Below are 18248 nucleotides of genomic sequence, written 5' to 3'. Positions count from 1 at the left end.
CGGGGGCGAAAGGCGCGAGCAGAGAAAGACCTTGTCTATCGCCGAATGAGAATACGCGCCGAGCGTCGGTGTGGTCTTACGGCTTCTGGCAGTATAGACCCACCCACTCAAGCGGCTCCTGCTTCGGTCTTCCATCGACCGGTATGTATCGCTCGTGAGCCCAGCATAGTCCCGCATCGGGCCGGATTGCGCGCTCCTACGAGCCGACAACCACTACACGTCGCGATTCTCTTCATCGCCCGAATCATGACGAGCGGAAATTCGGGTTTTGTTGCGGAATGCACAGGAAAAATCAGACAGGATCGGCATATCGTTATGCGTGAGCTTATCCCTCACGCCGTAACGCCTGCGTGTCAGAATGACGTGTCAGAGCTGACTGATGCTTGCAGGTAACTCATTGACCGTCACGACCCGCCAGACCCCGTTTATACGTTCGAGAATCGAGAGAGACAGGTTCTGAATCGAAAAACGCAGGGCCGTGTCCGGATGCACATTCAACGCATGTGAGATTGCCGCACGGATAGCCCCTCCATGACTTACCACCACCGTGTCCTGTCCCTCGCTGCGATCAGCCAGTTCATCGAGTGCATGGCCGACGCGGGCGCAGACATCGAGCATGCTCTCACCACCGGGCGGCTGTTCTGACGCCGAAAGCGACCAGAAATTATGCGCGGTTTGGCGCAGCTTCAAAGGCAGCTCTTCATGCGGCAAATTATGCCACTCACCCATGGATTGCTCGGTAAAGCGCGGCTCGATCGTCAGATCGCGGGTGCCATACCCAGCGGCAAAAATAGCGCGGGCGGTATCCTGCGCGCGCTTGAGCGGCGACACCACCCATTGCGCCTCATCCGGTAGCCTGTGGCCCAGTGCGGTGTAATACGGCACCTGCAAGGCCAGATGCTCGGAGCAAAGATCGACATCGAGCGCGCCATAGACACGCATACGTGCCGTCGCCTCGACGATGGCATGGCGGATCAGCCAAATGCGCGTCACACCTGATGGCAACTGCATGGAGTCGAGAAAATGACCATGCGCTTTCGGCGCGGTTGCGGAGGGCGTGTGTGACTCGGTCATGATACCAGAGACTTTCGCGAGAAATGGGAATGAGGCGCATAGCGCGGCACAGGATTGGCCTCTTCGAGCCTGTCCCAATGCGCAAGAATGAGCGAGATCTTGGCGAAGGCGCGGCGTATATCGTCAAATTCGCGCGCAAGACGCGATTGATCTGTCAGCCCTGCATGAGAGGGCTCTCCAGACACCAGACGTGCCCCGGCACAAAGGCGCAAAGCCCCGGCATTCTCGCCCCCCAATGCCGGATGCGGTACGGGCACCGGCTGACCTAGATGGCAAAGCAGCTCTGCCAGCGGCTCGTTGACGATCCAGGGCGAAAGATCGGCATTGAGCCAGCGATGCAGGGCGCGGGCGCGCTCAAGCGCCAAAGGCTTTTCGGGAGCTTGCGGATCATCAACGAGAAAGGAGAAGACGGTCGGCACGATGTCCCAGATTTCCTGGCCATCGATACGGGCGCGGTCCAGGGACGGCACGGGCAGAAGGGTCAGAGCGGGATGAAGGGCAATCACATCGCGCGCTGTAAACTCGAAGCGCCTCAGCGTCTCGACGATGCGCGGCCGTGGTACCGCAGCAAAGGCCTCACTCTCAGCAAGCGCGGCCTGCCAGCGCAGGGCCAGACCGAGATTGCCATCGCGGGCCAAGGGTTCGGGCGCGCGCGTCGCAGGCCAGTCGCAACGATTGAAATAGGCCGAAAGCCCTTCCGGCAGAGAAAAAGCGGCCAGCGCCTCGACCTGGCTCTGCGGCAGAAGAACCGCGCCACAGAATGGCGGCCCGGTCAGGAATTTCGATCCGGTCGTCATGACCATCATGCCGCGACGCACCATCATGCCCACACGCTCAGGCGCAAGACGCGCCTGGCAGGCGTCGACGACGAAGGTGAGCTGCCCGGGGTAGAGATCTGCCAGTTCCTCCAGCAGAGCATGGCACGGCCCGACCAGCCCGGTCTTGGACATGTCGAGCTGATGCAAAATCACATGGCGTCCCTCGGACACCTCGCGCATGACACAATTACGCACCTCTTCATCGAGCGCTATCGCTTCTCGCGGCGATCCGTCGGGGTTGCGTATGGCGAGGCCAAGCAGGCGCGTCTGCTCCGGAAATCCGTCGAGATGACGCGCCTTGTCGGCGGTGTTGCCGAGCGCCGTTTCAGCAGCAAAATGCCGTCCCTGCGCCGCGAGCGGCACGCCGCTCCCGGTTTCATCGGGCGCGATCAGCACATTGGTGATCGCAGCGCCCCTAGCCCGCATCAGACCGACGGCCAGAACCGCCAGCTCGCAATCAGTGCCTGAGGCAGCCAGAACGACATTATCCCGCGAGTCGAGACCGTAAAGCGCAGCCAGACCGTCTCTTACGGCAAGGCACGAAACCTCACGGGCGCGTGGTGCCTGAGTGCCATGCAACGCGTCCAGCAAAAAGGCCCGTCGGGCGCGCTCTGCCCCCAGATAGCCGCGCTCGGAAAGGGACGACGCCGTGGAAGACGAAAACGTGACAGCCCAGGGGCGCGGGCGATGCGAGCAGCCATAACGATTCAGGCCGGTCTCGGGGTCGATGCTCAGCCGTTCATCGCCGCCATCGGCCATCAGATATTCCGCCGGTGCCAGACAAGGCCAGAGCGGCTTGAGCCGCGCCAGAAGCATGGCGGGCTCGACCACCGACACACAAACCTCAGGACAGAACTGCGTCAGTTTAGGCCAGAGCGACGTCACCCGCGATGCCGAAGGCGGCTGGTCGCCAGCAAAATCATGCAGCCACTCCAGCCCGGCGGGCAGTGTCAGTGTGTCGCAATCGAGCTGATGAAAAAGGGCTGCCACACGCGCCGCTACGATGGCGGCCAGCGGGCGGTCATGCATGGGCAGACCCTGAAGCAGGAAACCCCATTCGAGCGCATAGCGGAGCAGAGTCGGTGCCATGTCCGGCCGCTCGAAGGCAATCGCGCCGAGAACAATGGCTTCGGCAGAGACCGTAAAGGGCAGTTGGAGACGCGGCGAGAGATCGAAGACAATCCGATCCGACAGGCTTTGCAGATCGGGGCGGTCAAGCGCTGCCAACAAACTATCCGTCACTTTTTCTGCAAGCACGCGGCGCCATCCTGTCATGAAGAGGCGGCTTTATAGCCCAGACCGTGGTGATTCCCAAATGTGGGCAGCGTATGGTCGAGGCTGGGCCACCGGCCATTCTTTGACAGGCTTCGGGTGTTGTAGGTCCAAAAACGTCCGTCATGTAACAATTATTAACGTAATTCATGACGGACGAAGCTATGCCTCTGCACACCTCAAGCACAGCTTGCTCATGCCACTGCGCGTGACGCAAGTGTCAGCGAGGCAGTCGCAGCGCAAGCCATTGCACAGCCAATGCAGGCGTCGGGCCCTATACAGCGTGAGATAGATGAAGGCGAAGGCCCCCGCCGCTTGACCTCGCATCTCGAACAAGCAGGAGATTATGACTTCTGCATAAACCTCTTCCCATTACCGGCTTCGCACTTCCTTCCGATGCCACTTGGGGATGATAAACGACGTACGAAAACTCTTGTCCGAGCCCTCGTTCAGCCAACAGACAACGTGTTGCGCCAACCAATCAAGGCGTAGCCGCCTAAGAGAAGAGGCCAGGATTTTCAAACCGCCCTTTGTCACATTCGTGAAGCATTCCGCACTCGGTCAGCACAGCACTCCCGGACATGCAGAAATTGCTTTCACGCCTAAAAAGGCGTTTTTTCAAATAATCCGCGTGGTTATCTGCATCTAACTAAGAAAGCGCAGATGACTACAAGGCAAGCCGATATCATTTTCGATACTAACCCGAAGCCACACGCAAATTAATTTTGAGTAGATCACCACTGTTCAAGCTTTTCGCCACTCGCATGATGAGAAAGACGCGATGAGACCATGGGGATGGTCAGCATCGTGCTGCCAAGCGCCATGAGAAGAAGCGCGGTGAAGGTGCCGTTCGTGATGATGTGACGATCCAGAAGCACATTGGCGAAAATGATCATGATCAGGGCTTTTGTCTGAAGCAGCCAGCCCAGTGTTGTCGCCTCGCCTTTGGGCCAGCCGAGAAGCCTGCCCGCGATCTGCACGCCGATCAGCTTGCCACCTACCGATGCGCCGAGCAGCAAAGCCGCAGCGGCAAAGACCGCCCCACCACCCAGCGTCCATTCGGTGCGCAGACCGGTCGAGAGAAAAAAGACCGGCATGATTGTCAGCAGCACGAAGTGGCGGAAGCGATCCATGTCTTCCTGCCTGAACCACCCGGCATCGAGCACGGCGCCCGAGAGAAAAGCGCCCACCATGAAATGCAGCCCGGCCCAGTCAGCCGCAAAACCGCATCCCGCAAGCCAGACGAGACCGAGATACCAGCGATCCTGCTCCGAAAGACGCGCCATGAGGACGCGAAACGCCAGAGTCGCCACGCCAAAGAGGACCAGAAAGCCGAGCTGACGCCCCATGCGTTCCCAATCGAGAAGAATGACCGCAAGAACGCCCCAGATAGCCACATCGTCGAGACTGGCATAGCGCAGGATACGCTGTCCGAACGGTGTTCGCAGGATCGATAGTTTTTCCAGAAACAGGACGAGGATCGGTAAAGCCGTCACAGCGCAAGCAATGCCTATACCGAGAACGACCTGCCAAGTCGCGCCCGCCTCGCCTCTCCATCCCGGATAACGCACCATCAGCAGTGCGGCGAGACTGCCCGTCACAAGGGGCACGGTCAGAGCGAGCCCCGCGGTCAGCCCTGTTTCGCCCCGACGGCGCCAGGCCTCGCGAATATCCAGCTCGATCCCCGCCACCCAGACGAACATCATCACCGCCCACCAGGCGATGCCGTTCAACGCGGTGATCGTACCGGGCGTAAAGACGGCCTTGTAGTAATCGGGGAAAAAAGCCCCCAGAACGCCGGGACCGAGAAGAATACCCCCCACGATCTGCACCACAACGAGAGGCGCCCAGAAATCGGTGCGCAGAATCCGCCAGACGAGATAGGGCATTGTATAGATGACCAGCATTGCCATCAGAAATATTTCAGTGGGCGTTTTCGGCAATGGGTTATCCTCTTATTGGCGCCGTTATTCAGCCCGATCCTCCAATCAAATCGGGTAATCGCCAAGCATAAAAAAAGCGGAGGCCAAAACCCCCGCTCTTTCTGTTTCTATTCCCTAAAGGGAAAAAACTCAGTTCTTGGCTTTGTCGACGAGCTTGCCCTTGGCGATCCAAGGCATCATGCCACGCAGCTTTTCGCCGGTCTTTTCGATCTGGTGAACGTCATTGCGCGCGCGGATGGCCTTGAAGCCGACGCCGCCCGACTGGTTTTCCAGAATGAAGTTGCGCACGAAGGTGCCGTCCTGGATGTCGGTCAGAACGCGCTTCATCTCGGCCTTGGTTTCTGCCGTCACGATGCGCGGGCCGGTGACATATTCACCGTATTCGGCCGTGTTCGAGATCGAGTAGTTCATGTTCGCAATGCCGCCTTCGTAGATCAGATCCACGATCAGCTTCATTTCGTGCAGGCACTCGAAATAGGCCATTTCGGGAGCGTAACCGCCCTCGACCAGCGTTTCGAAACCGGCGCGGATCAGCTCGACGAGACCGCCGCAAAGAACGGCCTGCTCACCGAACAGATCGGTTTCGACCTCTTCCTTGAAGCTGGTTTCGATGATGCCAGCGCGACCGCCACCATTGGCCGAAGCGTAGGATAGGGCGATTTCAAGCGCCTGACCCGTTGCGTTCTGGGCAACAGCCACGAGCGACGGTACGCCGCCGCCCTTCTGGTATTCGGAACGCACGGTGTGGCCGGGGCCCTTGGGGGCAACCAGAAACACGTCGAGATCGGGACGGGCTTCGATGATGCGGAAATGGATCGACAGACCATGCGCGAAGACGAGGGCTGCGCCCTGCTTCAGGTTCTTTTCGAGCGAGTCCTTGTATAGTGCGCCTTGGCCTTCGTCAGGCGTCAGAACCATCACGACATCGGCCCAGGCGGCGGCATCGGCAGGATTCATGACCTTGAAGCCAGCGCCTTCTGCCTTGGCAACAGCCGACGACTCAGGACGCAGGCCGATGACCATATCGGTCACGCCGCTATCCTTCAGGTTATTGGCATGGGCATGGCCCTGGCTGCCGTAACCGATGATGGCAACTTTCTTGCCTTTGATCAGGCCCAGATCACAGTCACGATCGTAATAGACGCGCATCAGAAAGACTCCTCGATGGATTGAAAGACTTCGGTACCACGGCCTATAGCGGCGATTCCGGTCCTGGACACTTCCGCAAGACCGAGCGGTTGCATCAATTCGACGAAAGCATCGATTTTCTCGGCACTTCCCGTCAGTTCGAAAACGAAAGACCCTGCCGTCGTGTCGACAGCATGAGCGCGAAACGCCTGGGCGATACGCATACCCTCGGTGCGCATCTCGCCCTTGCTGACCACCTTGATCAGCGCCAGCTCGCGCGCCACATGCGGGCCGCATTCGGTCAGGTCGCGTACGCCATGCACCGGGATGAGGCGCGCAAGCTGCGCCTTGATCTGGGCAATCACCATTTCCGTGCCCGAGGTCACGATGGTGATGCGCGACAGATTGCGTGTCGCATCGATGGCGGAAACGGTCAGGCTTTCGATGTTATAGCCACGTCCTGAAAACAGACCGACGACGCGGGCCAGGGCTCCGCTCTCGTTTTCGATCAGAACCGCAATGACGGCTCTCTGGATATCCTGTGCCATCAGACCAGCATCATGCCTTCTTGTGTGATCTTGGCTGCATTGGCCTCCTGATCGGGGCCGAGCAGCATCTCGTTATGCGGGGCGCCCGACGGAATCATCGGGAAGCAGTTTTCATCCTGCGCCACACAGATATCGGCCACGACCGGGCCGTCATGACGCAGCATCTCATCGATTACGCCATCCAACTCACCCACGCAGGTCGCGCGAAGCCCCTTGCCGTGAAACGCCTCGGCCAGACGGATGAAATCGGGCAGCGCCTCGCTATAGGATTGCGAATAGCGCGAGCCATGCAGCAATTCCTGCCACTGGCGCACCATGCCCATATAGCGGTTGTTCAGAATGAACAGCTTCACCGGCAGGCGATACTGCGCCATTGTGCCCAGCTCCTGAATATTCATGAGCGTCGAGGCCTCGCCGGCAATATCGATCACCAGCGCGTCGGGATGTGCCACCTGCGCGCCGACAGCCGCCGGCAAGCCATAGCCCATCGTACCGAGACCGCCAGAGGTCAACCAGCGATTGGGCTTGTCGAACTGGAAATGCTGGGCCGCCCACATCTGATGCTGGCCCACTTCCGTGCTGACAAACGTATCGCGCCCCAGAGCCTGCGTGGCCTCATACAGGCGGCGCACGGCATATTGCGGGCGGATGATCGCGCTCGGCGACTGGTCCTGCACAAAGCCGAAGGAGTCCAGCGCGCGCCACCCCTCGATCTGCGCCCACCAAGGGCTCAGATCCTGGCCTTCCCCATCCCAGGCAGCCAAAAGCGCCTCGATGGTGCGCCCCACATCGCCCACGAGCGGCACGTCGATACGGATGATCTTGTTGATCTGCGATGGGTCAATATCGGCGTGGATCTTGAAGGAGTTGGGCGAGAACGCATCGACACGTCCCGTTACGCGGTCATCAAAGCGCGAGCCCAGCGCGATCAGCAGATCGCAGCCATGGGTCGCCAGATTGGCTTCGTAGCTACCATGCATACCCAGCATGCCGAGAAACTGACGATCCGTAGTCGGGAAAGCGCCAAGCCCCATCAGTGTGGAGGTCACTGGGAAATTGGTGCGACGCGCCAGCTCACGCAAACCCTCGGCGGCCTTCGGCCCCGCATTGATCACACCGCCACCCGTATAGAAAAGCGGGCGTTTGGCACGTTTCATGGCGGCAATGGTCTGACGAATGCCTTCGGCATCGGCATCGAGCGCAGGACGATAGGGGCGATGCAGACGTCCCTCGCCCGGTGCGGGCAGAGGCGCCTTGCCGACCGAGATGTCCTTCGGCAGATCGATCAGCACCGGGCCGGGGCGACCACCTGCGGCCACCTCGAATGCCTCGCGCACGATCGGCGCCAGATCCTGACCACGACGCACCAGATAATTATGCTTGGTGGCCGGACGCGTGATGCCGGTTGTATCGGCCTCCTGAAACGCGTCATTACCGATCAGCGCCGTCGGCACCTGACCGCAAAGGCAGATGAGCGGAATGGAATCCATCAGCGCATCCACCAGACCGGTCACGGCATTGGTGGCACCGGGTCCGCTGGTGACCAGCACCACGCCCACCTTGCCGGTCGAGCGGGCATAGGCTTCGGCAGCGTGAACCGCCGCCTGCTCATGGCGTACCAGAACGTGACGGATATGGTCCTGCTTGAACAGCGCATCGTAGATGGGCAGCACGGCGCCGCCGGGATAGCCGAAAATCACTTCGACGCCCTGCTCCACAAGCACGCGCAGGAGCACCTCGGCACCGTTGAGCGGCGCAGTCGAAGTTTTTCCGGTCTGCTGTGTTGACGCGTCCATGTGAGCGCACCCCTTTCATTGAGCGGGCGGGTTTATGATGGTGACGAGGATTCGTCAATGGCCGATTGTATGAAAGTTGCTATTTTTTCGAATTCTCTTTCCGAAAATTGCGTACTCTCGTCATATCTTTGCAAGGAAATCATGCAATCCTGCTCTGCGCCCAGCGCATGGTGGTTGAACCACGTCGCTTGACGCCGCGTATATTGCCCCGTCGCGATGACGGCGCGACGGATAGCCTCCTCCAGGGAGAGCGTTCCTGCAAGGGCGGCGCTCAATTCCGGCACGCCATGGGCGCGCATGGCGGGCAATGCGGGCGAAAGCCTTCGCGCTACAAGGGTTTCGACCTCCTGCATGGCGCCCAGATCGATCATGCGCGAGAACCGCTCCCCTATGGCCGCACGCAGCACCTCACGCGGCGGATCAAGCCTTACGGAGACAAAGCGACAGGGCGCTGGTGGCAGACCCGGCTGGCTTCGCCAGTACGAAAGCCCCTGCCCCGTGCCCCACAGTACTTCGAGCGCCCGCGCCACGCGTTGGCCGTCGCCTGGCCGCAGGTTTTGCGCCGTTTGCGGATCATCGCGCATCAGAACCGCGTGAGCGGCCTCGCTTCCCTGCTCGGCCACCAGCGCCCGCGCTGCCTCGCGTGCCTCATTGCCCGGTTCCGGCACCTCCACCAGACCGTCGAGCAGCGCGCGCATATACATGCCCGTGCCACCGCACAAAATGGGCAGACGCCCCTGCGGCCAGGCCGCCTGCATCTCGCCGAGCGCCGTCTCGCGCCACCAAGCTACACTACCCGGCTGAGCGGCATCCAGAACGCCGTAGAGCCGATGCGGCACGCGCGCCTCATCGTGCGCATCAGGTCGCGCGGTCAGCACGTGCAGATCCGCATAGACCTGCATGGAATCGGCATTGATCACGACGCCCGTGAAGCGCTCGGCGAGCGCAAGCGCCAAAGCCGACTTGCCCGAACAGGTCGGTCCGGCCACAATAAGGGCAATCGGGGCGTCAGCCATTCTGTCTTGCTGTCCCATGCGTTCTTCTCTGATGGGCCAAGATGACCTTACCTTACGTTCTCGTTCTCGTTGCCGACCCTGCACAGGGCACCCTGTCCAAAGATGCCATCGACATCGCAAGGAACATGGTCAAGGGCAACAACCCCATTGTGCTTTCGGCGGGCGAGGCTGTCGAGATTCCCTGCCCCACACCCGCCCCCGGTGCGCCGACCATCGCCACCATACGCGCAACCCTAGCCCGGCATAAGGTCGATGCGCTGCTGGTCAGGACACGTGGCCGCCGCAAGGCTGTGCTCGTCGCCGATATGGACAGCACCATTCTCGACGGCGAGAGTCTCGACGAAGTCGCCGCTCTTCTGGGCGTGGGTGAGGATGTCGCCCGGCTGACGCTCGATACCATGAGCGGCAAGCTCGATTTCGAAGACTCCCTGCGCACTCGCGTGGCCCTGCTTGAAGGCAAATCGACCGATTGTCTTGAGGAAGTCTGGCAGAAATCGACTCTGAACCCAGGGGCCCGCACGCTTGTCCAGACAATGCACGCCCATAACGCCCGCACGGCGCTCGTCTCAGGCGGTTTCACCTACTTCACCAGCCGCGTGGCAGAGGCCTGCGGTTTTGACGAACATTATGGCAATGAATTCGACATCGTGGATGGCGTCTTCACAGGCAAGCTCGCCACCCCTGTGCTAGGGCCGGACAGCAAGGAAGAGCATCTGCAACGCCTGCTTGAAGAGCGCGGCGTGAAGGCTTCTGCGGCCCTGACCACTGGCGATGGCACCAATGATCTACCGATGCTGGCCGTGGCCGGTCTGGGTATCGCGTACAAGGCGAAACCGAAAGTCCGTCAAATGATCGAAATGCAGGTCAATCACTCGACCCTGCGCGCCCATCTGTTCGCACAGGGTTATCCCGCGAGTGTTTTTGTAGAGTGAGGGTTCATGGGGCACAGCCCCATTCCCCGGAAAGGGGCTCGCCCCTTTCATCCCCTTCTGCCTAGGGGGTGAAAATCGCTTCGATGCTTAGATTGAAAATTTTTGCGATGGCGAACGCCAGAGGCAGGCTCGGGTCGTAACGCTCGTTCTCAATCGCATTGATGGTCTGCCGCGAGACGCCCAGCGCCTCGGCCAGCGCATTCTGGCTGAGGCCCTGAGCCAGGCGCAGATCGCGCATGCGGTTTTTCACCGGTATCTCCGGCATGCAACGACCATGCCTGCGAGCCACAGAAGCGCCATAAGCGGCCAGATGGCGAAGGCGCGAATATGGGGCGCGCCAGCGTTTTCAGCGAAGCCCCATCCTATGGTGATAAGGGCCGTGCCTAGAAAAGCCGTCGCTATGGCGTCGAACTGAACGCGACGCTGAAGTTCATCCATGCGCCGTAGTGCTCGCATGATAACCCATGCCACGGCCACGACTCCAAGTATGGGCGCCATGCTCAGAGCGAAAAGAAGCGTCCCTGTAGGGTGAAGCTGATGCTCCAACGCACCTGATGTGAGGAGCAGGAAAAGATACAGCAACAATGCCGCGCCGAGCTCGATCCCGTACTGTCTGGGCCTGAACATGCGTTTTTCCATGTAAAGTACACTTTCCATATCCCTCGTTTTGGAGTGGAAAGCAAGCTTTACACAGACAGCCTGTCAAAAAACCCGGACTTCGACCGATACCTGCTCTTTGGGTAAATCAAGACGGAGCCCCGGAAACCCCTGTCTCACTGACAATCAGATGAAATCGCATCGCCTTGCAGGCTGCGATCGGCAAAAGCCTGTGCTTCACTCTCGGCCGCGTTCAGGAGCGGTGAATGTTCCACACGATAGTGATGCACAGTCACAACCGTTCCGGCAGAGCATAGAGCCTGTTTCAGTTTTTCCTGCTGGGCCGGGGGCACCTGGGTGTCATTGGTGGCAATGCCCAGCATGACGGGCGAAGCGAGTTTGAGCGAGGGGTAGCGCGCCCATTGCAGCGCAGGAGCAAGAGCATTTTCCGCGTCTGGCTGGAACGTGTTGTCAGGCGTCAGACCGGCATGTTCGACCGCACCGAAGAAATCACCACGGCACAGCTCGGTCGCCTTGCGATAATAAGGCAGTGCGCGCGGCTTGAAGGCGCTGGACGGATCGAAGGAGGAATCGGCAGCGCCAAGCGAAGCGCCGAGCAGCAGGCCATAAACCACACCCGGGGCGAAACGGCGCGCGCCATGGGCCTGGGTCAGGATATGGCCGGAATCACCGTCGAAATAGGGCGCACCCAGCGCAATCGTGCCTTTGATCTGCAGACTGGGCGCATAGTTTTTCGCCAGAGCGGCTGCGGAGAGCACGGCCTGCGCCCCCTGATCATGACCCAGAAGCACCACATGGCCGCTCAGTGACGGGAAGCGGCGGCGGGCAGCGCGAACGGAATCCAGCACGGCCATGCCTTCTGATTTTGCATTCAGATAAAGCGCCGCACCGGGCTCGCCGAGGCCCGGATAATCGGTGGCCACCACAGCGTAGCCGCGACGCAGCCAGCTGCCATAGAAGCTTGCCTGAGGGCCGCCGATCCCCATGATCGAAGGCGCACAGGTCAGGCCGACACCGCTGGTCCCATGAGCCCAGGCCATGACGGGCCAGCCCCCTGCGGGCGGCGTGCCACGAGGCACCATCACCTCGGCGGAAACGGCAACGAGATGCGTGGGATTATGGGCGTCTGTGCTGCGATAGGCCATGCGATAGGCCGTGCCTGGGATGGGCGCGTTCTTCTGCTCCATCTTGATGGCCTGACCGGCGGCGACGGGAGCGTAGCGGGATTCGGCGTCTTCATCCGCATCCATGGCGCAGGCGGTCAGGGTCAGGGCGGAAACAGCCATCATGGCAAATACAGAACGCATCAGACCTCTTCGATCTCAAAAGCAGAAAACCAACGGACAGGTGAACATCGAACGCCGCCTGGCCATCGTGGTTTGGGAGAAGGGACCGGCAGGCTGACCCAACGGTCTGGCAAAATCATGACGTGTATTGCCCTTTCCACCTCAGTGCGGCCAGACGTTTTCTGTAACACGCGTCATTTGCCTGATGCCGCGTGAAGCGATGCGCCGATGAGCCCGGCCATGCGGGAGCGCACCATATTGAGGCGCCGGGCGCGACGGGACGAAGCACGGGGCGCCTCACCGGAACGTGAACACCACCCTCATAAAATAGAATTATTTTTCTTTTCTCTAACAAAAAAGGGAATATTAATTTCTAAACGCAGCGAGACCGTCGGCCGACGCAAGAGTTGAAAACCGCGCTCGGAGGCGGATGCTATAAGCCCCGTATCGGGCGCGGGTCCAACGCGCTTCGCCCATTACGGTCGCAGAGGAGAGGAAGACGTTCATGAGCAGTCTGATTCAGCATTACATCAACGGGTCACATACCAAGGGCCATGGCAGCAAGCGGGGCGACGTATTCAACCCTGCCACGGGCAAAGTTTCGGCACAGCTCGCCCTCGGCGATACTAAAGACGTCGATGATGCCGTTGCCGCTGCCAAGTCCGCCTTCCCCGGCTGGGCACAGACAACTCCCCTGGCACGAGCCCGCGTACTTTTCCGCTTTCGCGACCTGATCGAGAAACATGCACGCGATCTGGCAGCTGTCATCACCGCTGAGCATGGCAAGGTACTGTCAGACGCGCTGGGCGAAGTCACGCGCGGCATGGAAGTGGTGGAGTTCGCAACCGGGGCGCCGGAACTGCTGAAAGGCGAGTTCACCGAGCAGGTCGGGCGCGGCATTGATGCCTGGTCGATGCGCCAGCCTCTGGGCGTGGTGGCGGGGATCACGCCTTTCAACTTCCCCGTCATGGTGCCGCTCTGGATGGCACCGATGGCTCTGGCCTGTGGCAACTGCTTCATCCTCAAGCCGTCGGAGCGCGACCCCTCTGCCTCGCTCATTCTGGCCGATCTGCTCAAACAGGCCGGATTGCCCGATGGCGTTTTCCAGGTCGTTCATGGCGACAAGCTGGTGGTCGATGCGCTGCTCAAGCACCCGGACGTGCAGGCAATCAGCTTTGTGGGTTCGACCCCCATCGCCCGCTATATTCACGAGACCGGCGTGGCCCATGGCAAGCGCGTGCAGGCACTCGGCGGGGCCAAAAACCACGCCGTGATCATGCCCGATTGCGATCTCGATAAGACCGTCGATGCGCTGATGGGCGCCGCCTATGGCTCTGCCGGTGAGCGTTGCATGGCCATTTCGGTGGCGGTGGCGGTCGGCCCGGTAGCCGATGCGCTAATCGAAAAGCTCATCCCGAAGGTCGAGGCCCTCAAGATCGGCAACGGCACCGAAGACACGACCGAGATGGGGCCGCTGGTCACAGGAATACATCGCGAGAAAGTAACGTCTTATGTCACGATCGGTGCTGAAGAGGGCGCGACGCTTCTGGTCGACGGGCGCGATTTCAAATCGGCGCAGAACCCCGGCGGGTTCTTCATCGGCGGGTCGCTGTTCGATCATGTAACGCCCGAGATGCGTATCTATCGTGAAGAGATTTTCGGCCCTGTTCTGGCGGTGGTGCGCGTTCCCGATTTCGAAGCCGCGCTCAAGCTGGTCAATGAGCATGAATTCGGCAATGGCACGGCAATCTTCACCCGTGATGGCGATAGCGCGCGCGCCTTCACCCATCGGGTGCAGGCAGGCATGGTGGGCGTGAACGTGCCGATCCCGGTGCCGATGGCTTTCCACTCCTTCGGAGGCTGGAAGGCGTCGCTGTTCGGCGATCATCACATGCATGGCGCCGAAGGGGTGCGTTTCTTCACCAAATACAAGGCCGTCACGTCGCGCTGGCCGACCGGCATCCGTCAGGGGGCCGATTTCGTCATGCCAACGCTGGGCTGAGTCCCCTCAGCGACAAACAGCGCCGTAAAACGGCCCCAAACGGGCGCGAGGGTCTCCCCCTCGCGCCCGTTATGCGTTCCGGCGCTTTGCGCAAGCCGGAACTCGGGCTATGTCCCATGACAAGAACTGGAACACGCGCCAAACCGGAGGATATCCCATGAGCGACACCATGCCAGACCGTCTGAGCGCCACTCCGGGCAGCCCGTTTTATGACGAGGCCCTGCTGGAAAAAGGAATCGGCATTCGTTTCAATGGCGAGGAGCGCACCAATGTGCAGGAATACTGCATCAGCGAAGGCTGGGTGCGTCTGGCCGTCGGCAAGACGCTCGATCGCAAGGGCAACCCGATGACGATCAAGGTTTCGGGCAAGGTCGAAGCCTGGGTCAAAGGCCCTGAGGGAGAGACCGCCGGAGAAGCCGGGAAGGAGTAAACCCATGACGCCCACTCGGATCATTATCGACACCGATCCCGGTCAGGACGACGCCGTTGCCATTCTTCTGGCGCTGGCTTCACCCGAAGACATCACGGTCGAGGCGATCCTGACGGTGGGCGGCAATAGCGGCATTGCCAATACCACGCGCAATGCCGCAGCCATTCTCGAGCTGGCCGGGCGCCCCGAAATTCCGCTGCATAGCGGCTGCGATCTGCCTCTGTCGCGCCCCCCTGTGCGGGCCGATCATGTTCATGGCGAGAGCGGGCTCGATGGCGCCGATCTTCCACGCCCGACCAGACAGGCCGATTCCCCCCATGCGGTGGAGTTCCTGATCGAGACGCTGCGTCACGAGCCGGAAGGCAGCCTGACGATCGTGACGCTCGGCCCCATGACCAATCTGGCCACGGCGCTGCAAAAAGCCCCGGATATTGCGCCACGCATCAATCGCGTGGTTTCGATGATCGGCGCCTGTTTCGAAGGGGGGAACATCACCCCCAATGCCGAATTCAATGCCTATGTCGACCCCGAGGCCGCCGCCATCGTGCTGGGTTCAGGCGTGCCAGTGGTCATGCTGCCCCTCGATGTCACGCATCAGGTGCTGACGACGCCCTCACGCCTTGGCCGTATTCGCGCCATCGGCAACGCCGCAGGGCGCTGCGTGGGCGGGATGCTCGGTTTTTCAGAGCGCTTCGATCTGGAAAAATACGGCTGGCCCGGCGCCCCTCTGCACGACCCCTGTACCATCATGTGGCTGCTGCGCCCCGATCTGTTTCAGGGCCGCCTGGTCAATGTCGAAATCGAGACCCAGAGCGTCCTTTCTGCGGGGCAAACCGTCGTCGATTACTGGAGCGTGACAGGGCGCCCCGCCAATGCGCTTTACATGCGCGATGTGGATTCTGACGGGTTTTATCAGGTGCTGACAGAGCGCCTGTCGCGCCTGCCATAAAGCATCTGCCCTGACATCGAAAAACCCCGGAACGCCTCTGCGCTCCGGGGTTTTCTGTTATCCGATCAGATCCAGGTTTTACCGGCCCTTCACCCGGCCGGGGTGATACCCCGGCCGTGCAGCGTCACCAGGCGAAACCCAGTGTCGCCTGTGCATTGCGTCGCTCACCGTAATAGCAGAAAGCCTGACCGTAAGCGGCGTAGGCAAGGCAATTGGTCACGTAGCGCTTGTCGAAGAGGTTGCGCACATTGGCGCCCAGCGTCCAGCCCTTGAGCGATTTAGACACATTGACCAGATCGTAGCGCAGCGACGCGTCGAACAGCGCATATTGCGGCACATTGGCGCTGCCATAGCTGGCTTCGCCGCCATAGGCCGAAGCCGAATAACGCATGCCTGCACCGAAACCGAGAGATTTGAGACGCCCCTTGGGAACGGTATAGAAACCGAAAAGCGAGGCATTGCCGCGGCCGGACTGGATGAGCGGCTTTCCCGTGGAATCGTCCTTGACGCGCTGTACGCTGACGGCAGCATCGACGGTCAGGTTATGCCAGGTGTCGACATGGGCTTCGAATTCGAACCCGTCGGAATGCACGAGCCCCTGCTGCGTGTTGTAAATCGAGTTGGGAATGGAGAGCAGCACGTTGGTCTGCTCGATATGGAAACCCGCCGCCGTCAGCAGGATGGCCGTACCGGGCAACTGGTATTTCAGGCCGCCCTCGAGCTGCTTGCCGATAGACGGGCTCGCCTGATGGGTCGCCCCGCTCGTCTCAAGCACCACACCTGTCTGCGGCTGGAACGAGGTGGCGTAGCTGATATAGGGCGCAAGGCCGAACTTGAAATGATAGAGGCCAGAGGCGCGCCAGGTAATCTGGCTCGGGCTCTGCTTGGAATTGGAGTCAGACAGATATTCGATCTGACGCGAACGGAACCAGTCATTGCGGATGCTGCCCGTCAGGATCAGCCCGCCCCAGTGAATTTCATCCTGACCGTAAGCACCGATCTGGTGGGAGTCCACCTTGTAGCGCGCATAAGTCTGGAGCGGGTCGATCCCCATATCGTAATTCGGTGCGAAGACGTTCAGATCCGGCGCTGAACTTTGCCCGGCGGTCTCGTTGGCCCATTGTTGCTGATAGTCGAAACCGGCCATGAGCATGTGAGTGAACGGTCCGGTGCGCAGCTTGCCATGAAAGCCGCTATCGAAAGCGAGGTTGCGCGTATGTTCGGTCGTACCGAAGCCGTAGCGCGGCAGCATGCCATCGGCATTCCAGTAACCGGCATTATAGACGCTGCGATATTGCGTGCTGAGATCGTCGTAACGGCCGCGTGTTGAGAAGCTCCAGTCGTTGTTGAAACGATGGGTATAGATATAGGTGAAGGCGCCGTGCTTGCGGTTGAATTTCTCGAAGCGCGCGTCGCCATCGTAGAAATTGCGCGGCAGATATCCGCCGAACGGTGCGGGCTTCAGCGAGCCTTCGAGCGGCACACCGCCATAGGTGCCAGCTTCGGGGTCGTATTGGTAATTGCCGATCAGCGTCAGCGTGTCCGGTCCATTGCCCCCGAAGCTCACGGTGGGGCTGATGGAAAAACGGCGGCTGCCTGTGCGCGAAAGCTGGGTATGCTGCCCATTGACGGTGCCATAGACGCGATAGCGGATCGACCCGTCCTTTGTCGCGTAGCCACCCATATCGGCATCGACACGATAGAGGTCGAACATGCCGCCCGTGGCATTGACCGAGCCATAAGACGCCTTGTCGAGCGGCGTCTTGCTCTGTAGGGCGACGAGACCACCGGGGCTGGACTGGCCATAAAGCGCCGAAGCCGGGCCTTTGAGAATTTCCAGACGTTCCAGACGCGACGTATCAATCTGAGCAATGGCATAGCCGGTCGGACTATCCTGCAAGCGAAGCCCGTCGAGGAATTCGGGAATGGTGAAGCCACGCAGCTGGAACAAATCGTAACGCGTGCCAACGCCGCCACGCAGATCGGGCGTAATACCTGCCGCATAGCGAATGGCCTGATTGAGGGTCAGCACGCCGCGAATATCCATCTCGTTGCGCGTCACCACCGTGACCGATTGCGCGGTCTCGATCAGCGGGGTGTTCGATTTGGTCGCCGATGACGCGATGGTCGCGCCCTTCTGACCTCGAACGGTCAGACGTTCGACAGCGCTGGCCTTGCCCGATGGCTGGCTTGGGGCTGGGGCATGTTGCACAGCCGATTTCGAGCCGATTGTCTCGCCCGTATGGGTTGTCGCTTCCTGCTGTTTTTCCTGTGCCCTTGCACTCCCTGCCGTCAGAGCCGTGAGGGAAACACACATCGCCAGACCCAAACGGGTAAAATCCGCGCGCATAAAATCGTCCTGCCTTGAGAAAACGGCAGAGGCTTAGCGTTAGTGCGAGTCATTCGCAATTTAAGTTAGCCATACGTTACTTTTCC

At 60.4% G+C, this 18248-nt stretch carries 15 protein-coding genes; 4 read left to right on the top strand and 11 right to left on the bottom strand.

What is annotated here, in order from left to right; all coding sequences use genetic code 11:
- Positions 1-366: 366 nt before the first annotated feature.
- The 7 genes from ABHV46_RS11265 to miaA form a co-directional block, all read right to left on the bottom strand.
- Complete coding sequence (locus ABHV46_RS11265) at positions 367-1074, bottom strand: histidine phosphatase family protein (protein WP_336946036.1); 708 nt, start codon at positions 1072-1074, stop codon at positions 367-369.
- Positions 1071-3149: a hypothetical protein gene (locus ABHV46_RS11260; protein ID WP_438381544.1), complete on the bottom strand. Its 2079-nt coding sequence runs from the start codon at positions 3147-3149 to the stop codon at positions 1071-1073. The genes ABHV46_RS11265 and ABHV46_RS11260 overlap by 4 nt, the downstream gene beginning before the upstream one ends.
- Positions 3150-3898: 749 nt before the next feature.
- Positions 3899-5077 carry a cation:proton antiporter gene (locus ABHV46_RS11255; protein WP_438381543.1) on the bottom strand — a complete coding sequence of 393 codons (1179 nt, stop codon included), beginning with the start codon at positions 5075-5077 and terminating at the stop codon, positions 3899-3901.
- 159 nt (positions 5078-5236) lie between these two features.
- Entirely contained in the window at positions 5237-6256 is a 1020-nt protein-coding gene (gene ilvC, locus ABHV46_RS11250) for a ketol-acid reductoisomerase (RefSeq protein WP_188425747.1), read from the bottom strand.
- A complete protein-coding gene (gene ilvN / locus ABHV46_RS11245; RefSeq protein ID WP_267311455.1) occupies positions 6256-6783 on the bottom strand; it encodes an acetolactate synthase small subunit in 528 nt (175 codons plus the stop codon). Before ilvN ends, ilvC begins: the two co-directional genes overlap by 1 nt.
- On the bottom strand, positions 6783-8579 hold the full coding sequence (ilvB, locus tag ABHV46_RS11240) for a biosynthetic-type acetolactate synthase large subunit (protein ID WP_438381542.1): 1797 nt from the start codon (positions 8577-8579) through the stop codon (positions 6783-6785). The genes ilvN and ilvB overlap by 1 nt, the downstream gene beginning before the upstream one ends.
- A gap of 32 nt (positions 8580-8611) precedes the next feature.
- The gene (miaA, locus tag ABHV46_RS11235; protein WP_438381541.1) at positions 8612-9595 is read right to left on the bottom strand and encodes a tRNA (adenosine(37)-N6)-dimethylallyltransferase MiaA; all 984 of its coding nucleotides are present in this window, start codon (positions 9593-9595) and stop codon (positions 8612-8614) included.
- Between the two features lie 41 nt (positions 9596-9636).
- On the opposite strand from miaA, the gene serB reads away from it, so the two are divergent.
- The gene (gene serB / locus ABHV46_RS11230; RefSeq protein WP_438381540.1) at positions 9637-10527 is read left to right on the top strand and encodes a phosphoserine phosphatase SerB; all 891 of its coding nucleotides are present in this window, start codon (positions 9637-9639) and stop codon (positions 10525-10527) included.
- Positions 10528-10588: 61 nt separating this feature from the next.
- Here the strand turns inward: serB and ABHV46_RS11225 are convergent, their stop codons facing one another.
- From ABHV46_RS11225 to ABHV46_RS11215, 3 genes are all read right to left on the bottom strand, one after another.
- Positions 10589-10777, bottom strand: a complete 189-nt coding sequence (locus ABHV46_RS11225) for a helix-turn-helix transcriptional regulator (protein ID WP_438381539.1) — start codon at positions 10775-10777, stop codon at positions 10589-10591.
- The gene (locus ABHV46_RS11220) at positions 10774-11154 is read right to left on the bottom strand and encodes a hypothetical protein (RefSeq protein WP_438381538.1); all 381 of its coding nucleotides are present in this window, start codon (positions 11152-11154) and stop codon (positions 10774-10776) included. The genes ABHV46_RS11225 and ABHV46_RS11220 overlap by 4 nt, the downstream gene beginning before the upstream one ends.
- Before the next feature lie 146 nt (positions 11155-11300).
- A complete protein-coding gene (locus ABHV46_RS11215) occupies positions 11301-12452 on the bottom strand; it encodes an alpha/beta fold hydrolase (RefSeq protein ID WP_438381537.1) in 1152 nt (383 codons plus the stop codon).
- Positions 12453-12936: 484 nt separating this feature from the next.
- On the opposite strand from ABHV46_RS11215, the gene ABHV46_RS11210 reads away from it, so the two are divergent.
- The 3 genes from ABHV46_RS11210 to ABHV46_RS11200 all read left to right on the top strand — a co-directional run bounded on the left by ABHV46_RS11210 (position 12937) and on the right by ABHV46_RS11200 (position 15812).
- Positions 12937-14433, top strand: coding sequence for a CoA-acylating methylmalonate-semialdehyde dehydrogenase (locus ABHV46_RS11210; protein WP_438381536.1), 1497 nt, complete (start codon positions 12937-12939; stop codon positions 14431-14433).
- A gap of 157 nt (positions 14434-14590) precedes the next feature.
- Positions 14591-14863, top strand: a complete 273-nt coding sequence (locus tag ABHV46_RS11205) for a DUF3297 family protein (RefSeq protein ID WP_336946140.1) — start codon at positions 14591-14593, stop codon at positions 14861-14863.
- A 4-nt stretch (positions 14864-14867) separates the two neighbouring features.
- Positions 14868-15812, top strand: a complete 945-nt coding sequence (locus ABHV46_RS11200; RefSeq protein ID WP_438381535.1) for a nucleoside hydrolase — start codon at positions 14868-14870, stop codon at positions 15810-15812.
- 124 nt (positions 15813-15936) lie between these two features.
- Here the strand turns inward: ABHV46_RS11200 and ABHV46_RS11195 are convergent, their stop codons facing one another.
- Positions 15937-18162 carry a TonB-dependent siderophore receptor gene (locus ABHV46_RS11195; RefSeq protein WP_438381534.1) on the bottom strand — a complete coding sequence of 742 codons (2226 nt, stop codon included), beginning with the start codon at positions 18160-18162 and terminating at the stop codon, positions 15937-15939.
- Between the last annotated feature and the right edge of the window lie 86 nt (positions 18163-18248).

The organism is Asaia sp. BMEF1 (assembly GCF_051628905.1).
Taxonomy (GTDB): Bacteria; Pseudomonadota; Alphaproteobacteria; order Acetobacterales; family Acetobacteraceae; genus Asaia.
This window is presented reverse-complemented; position numbering and strand designations above follow the sequence as displayed.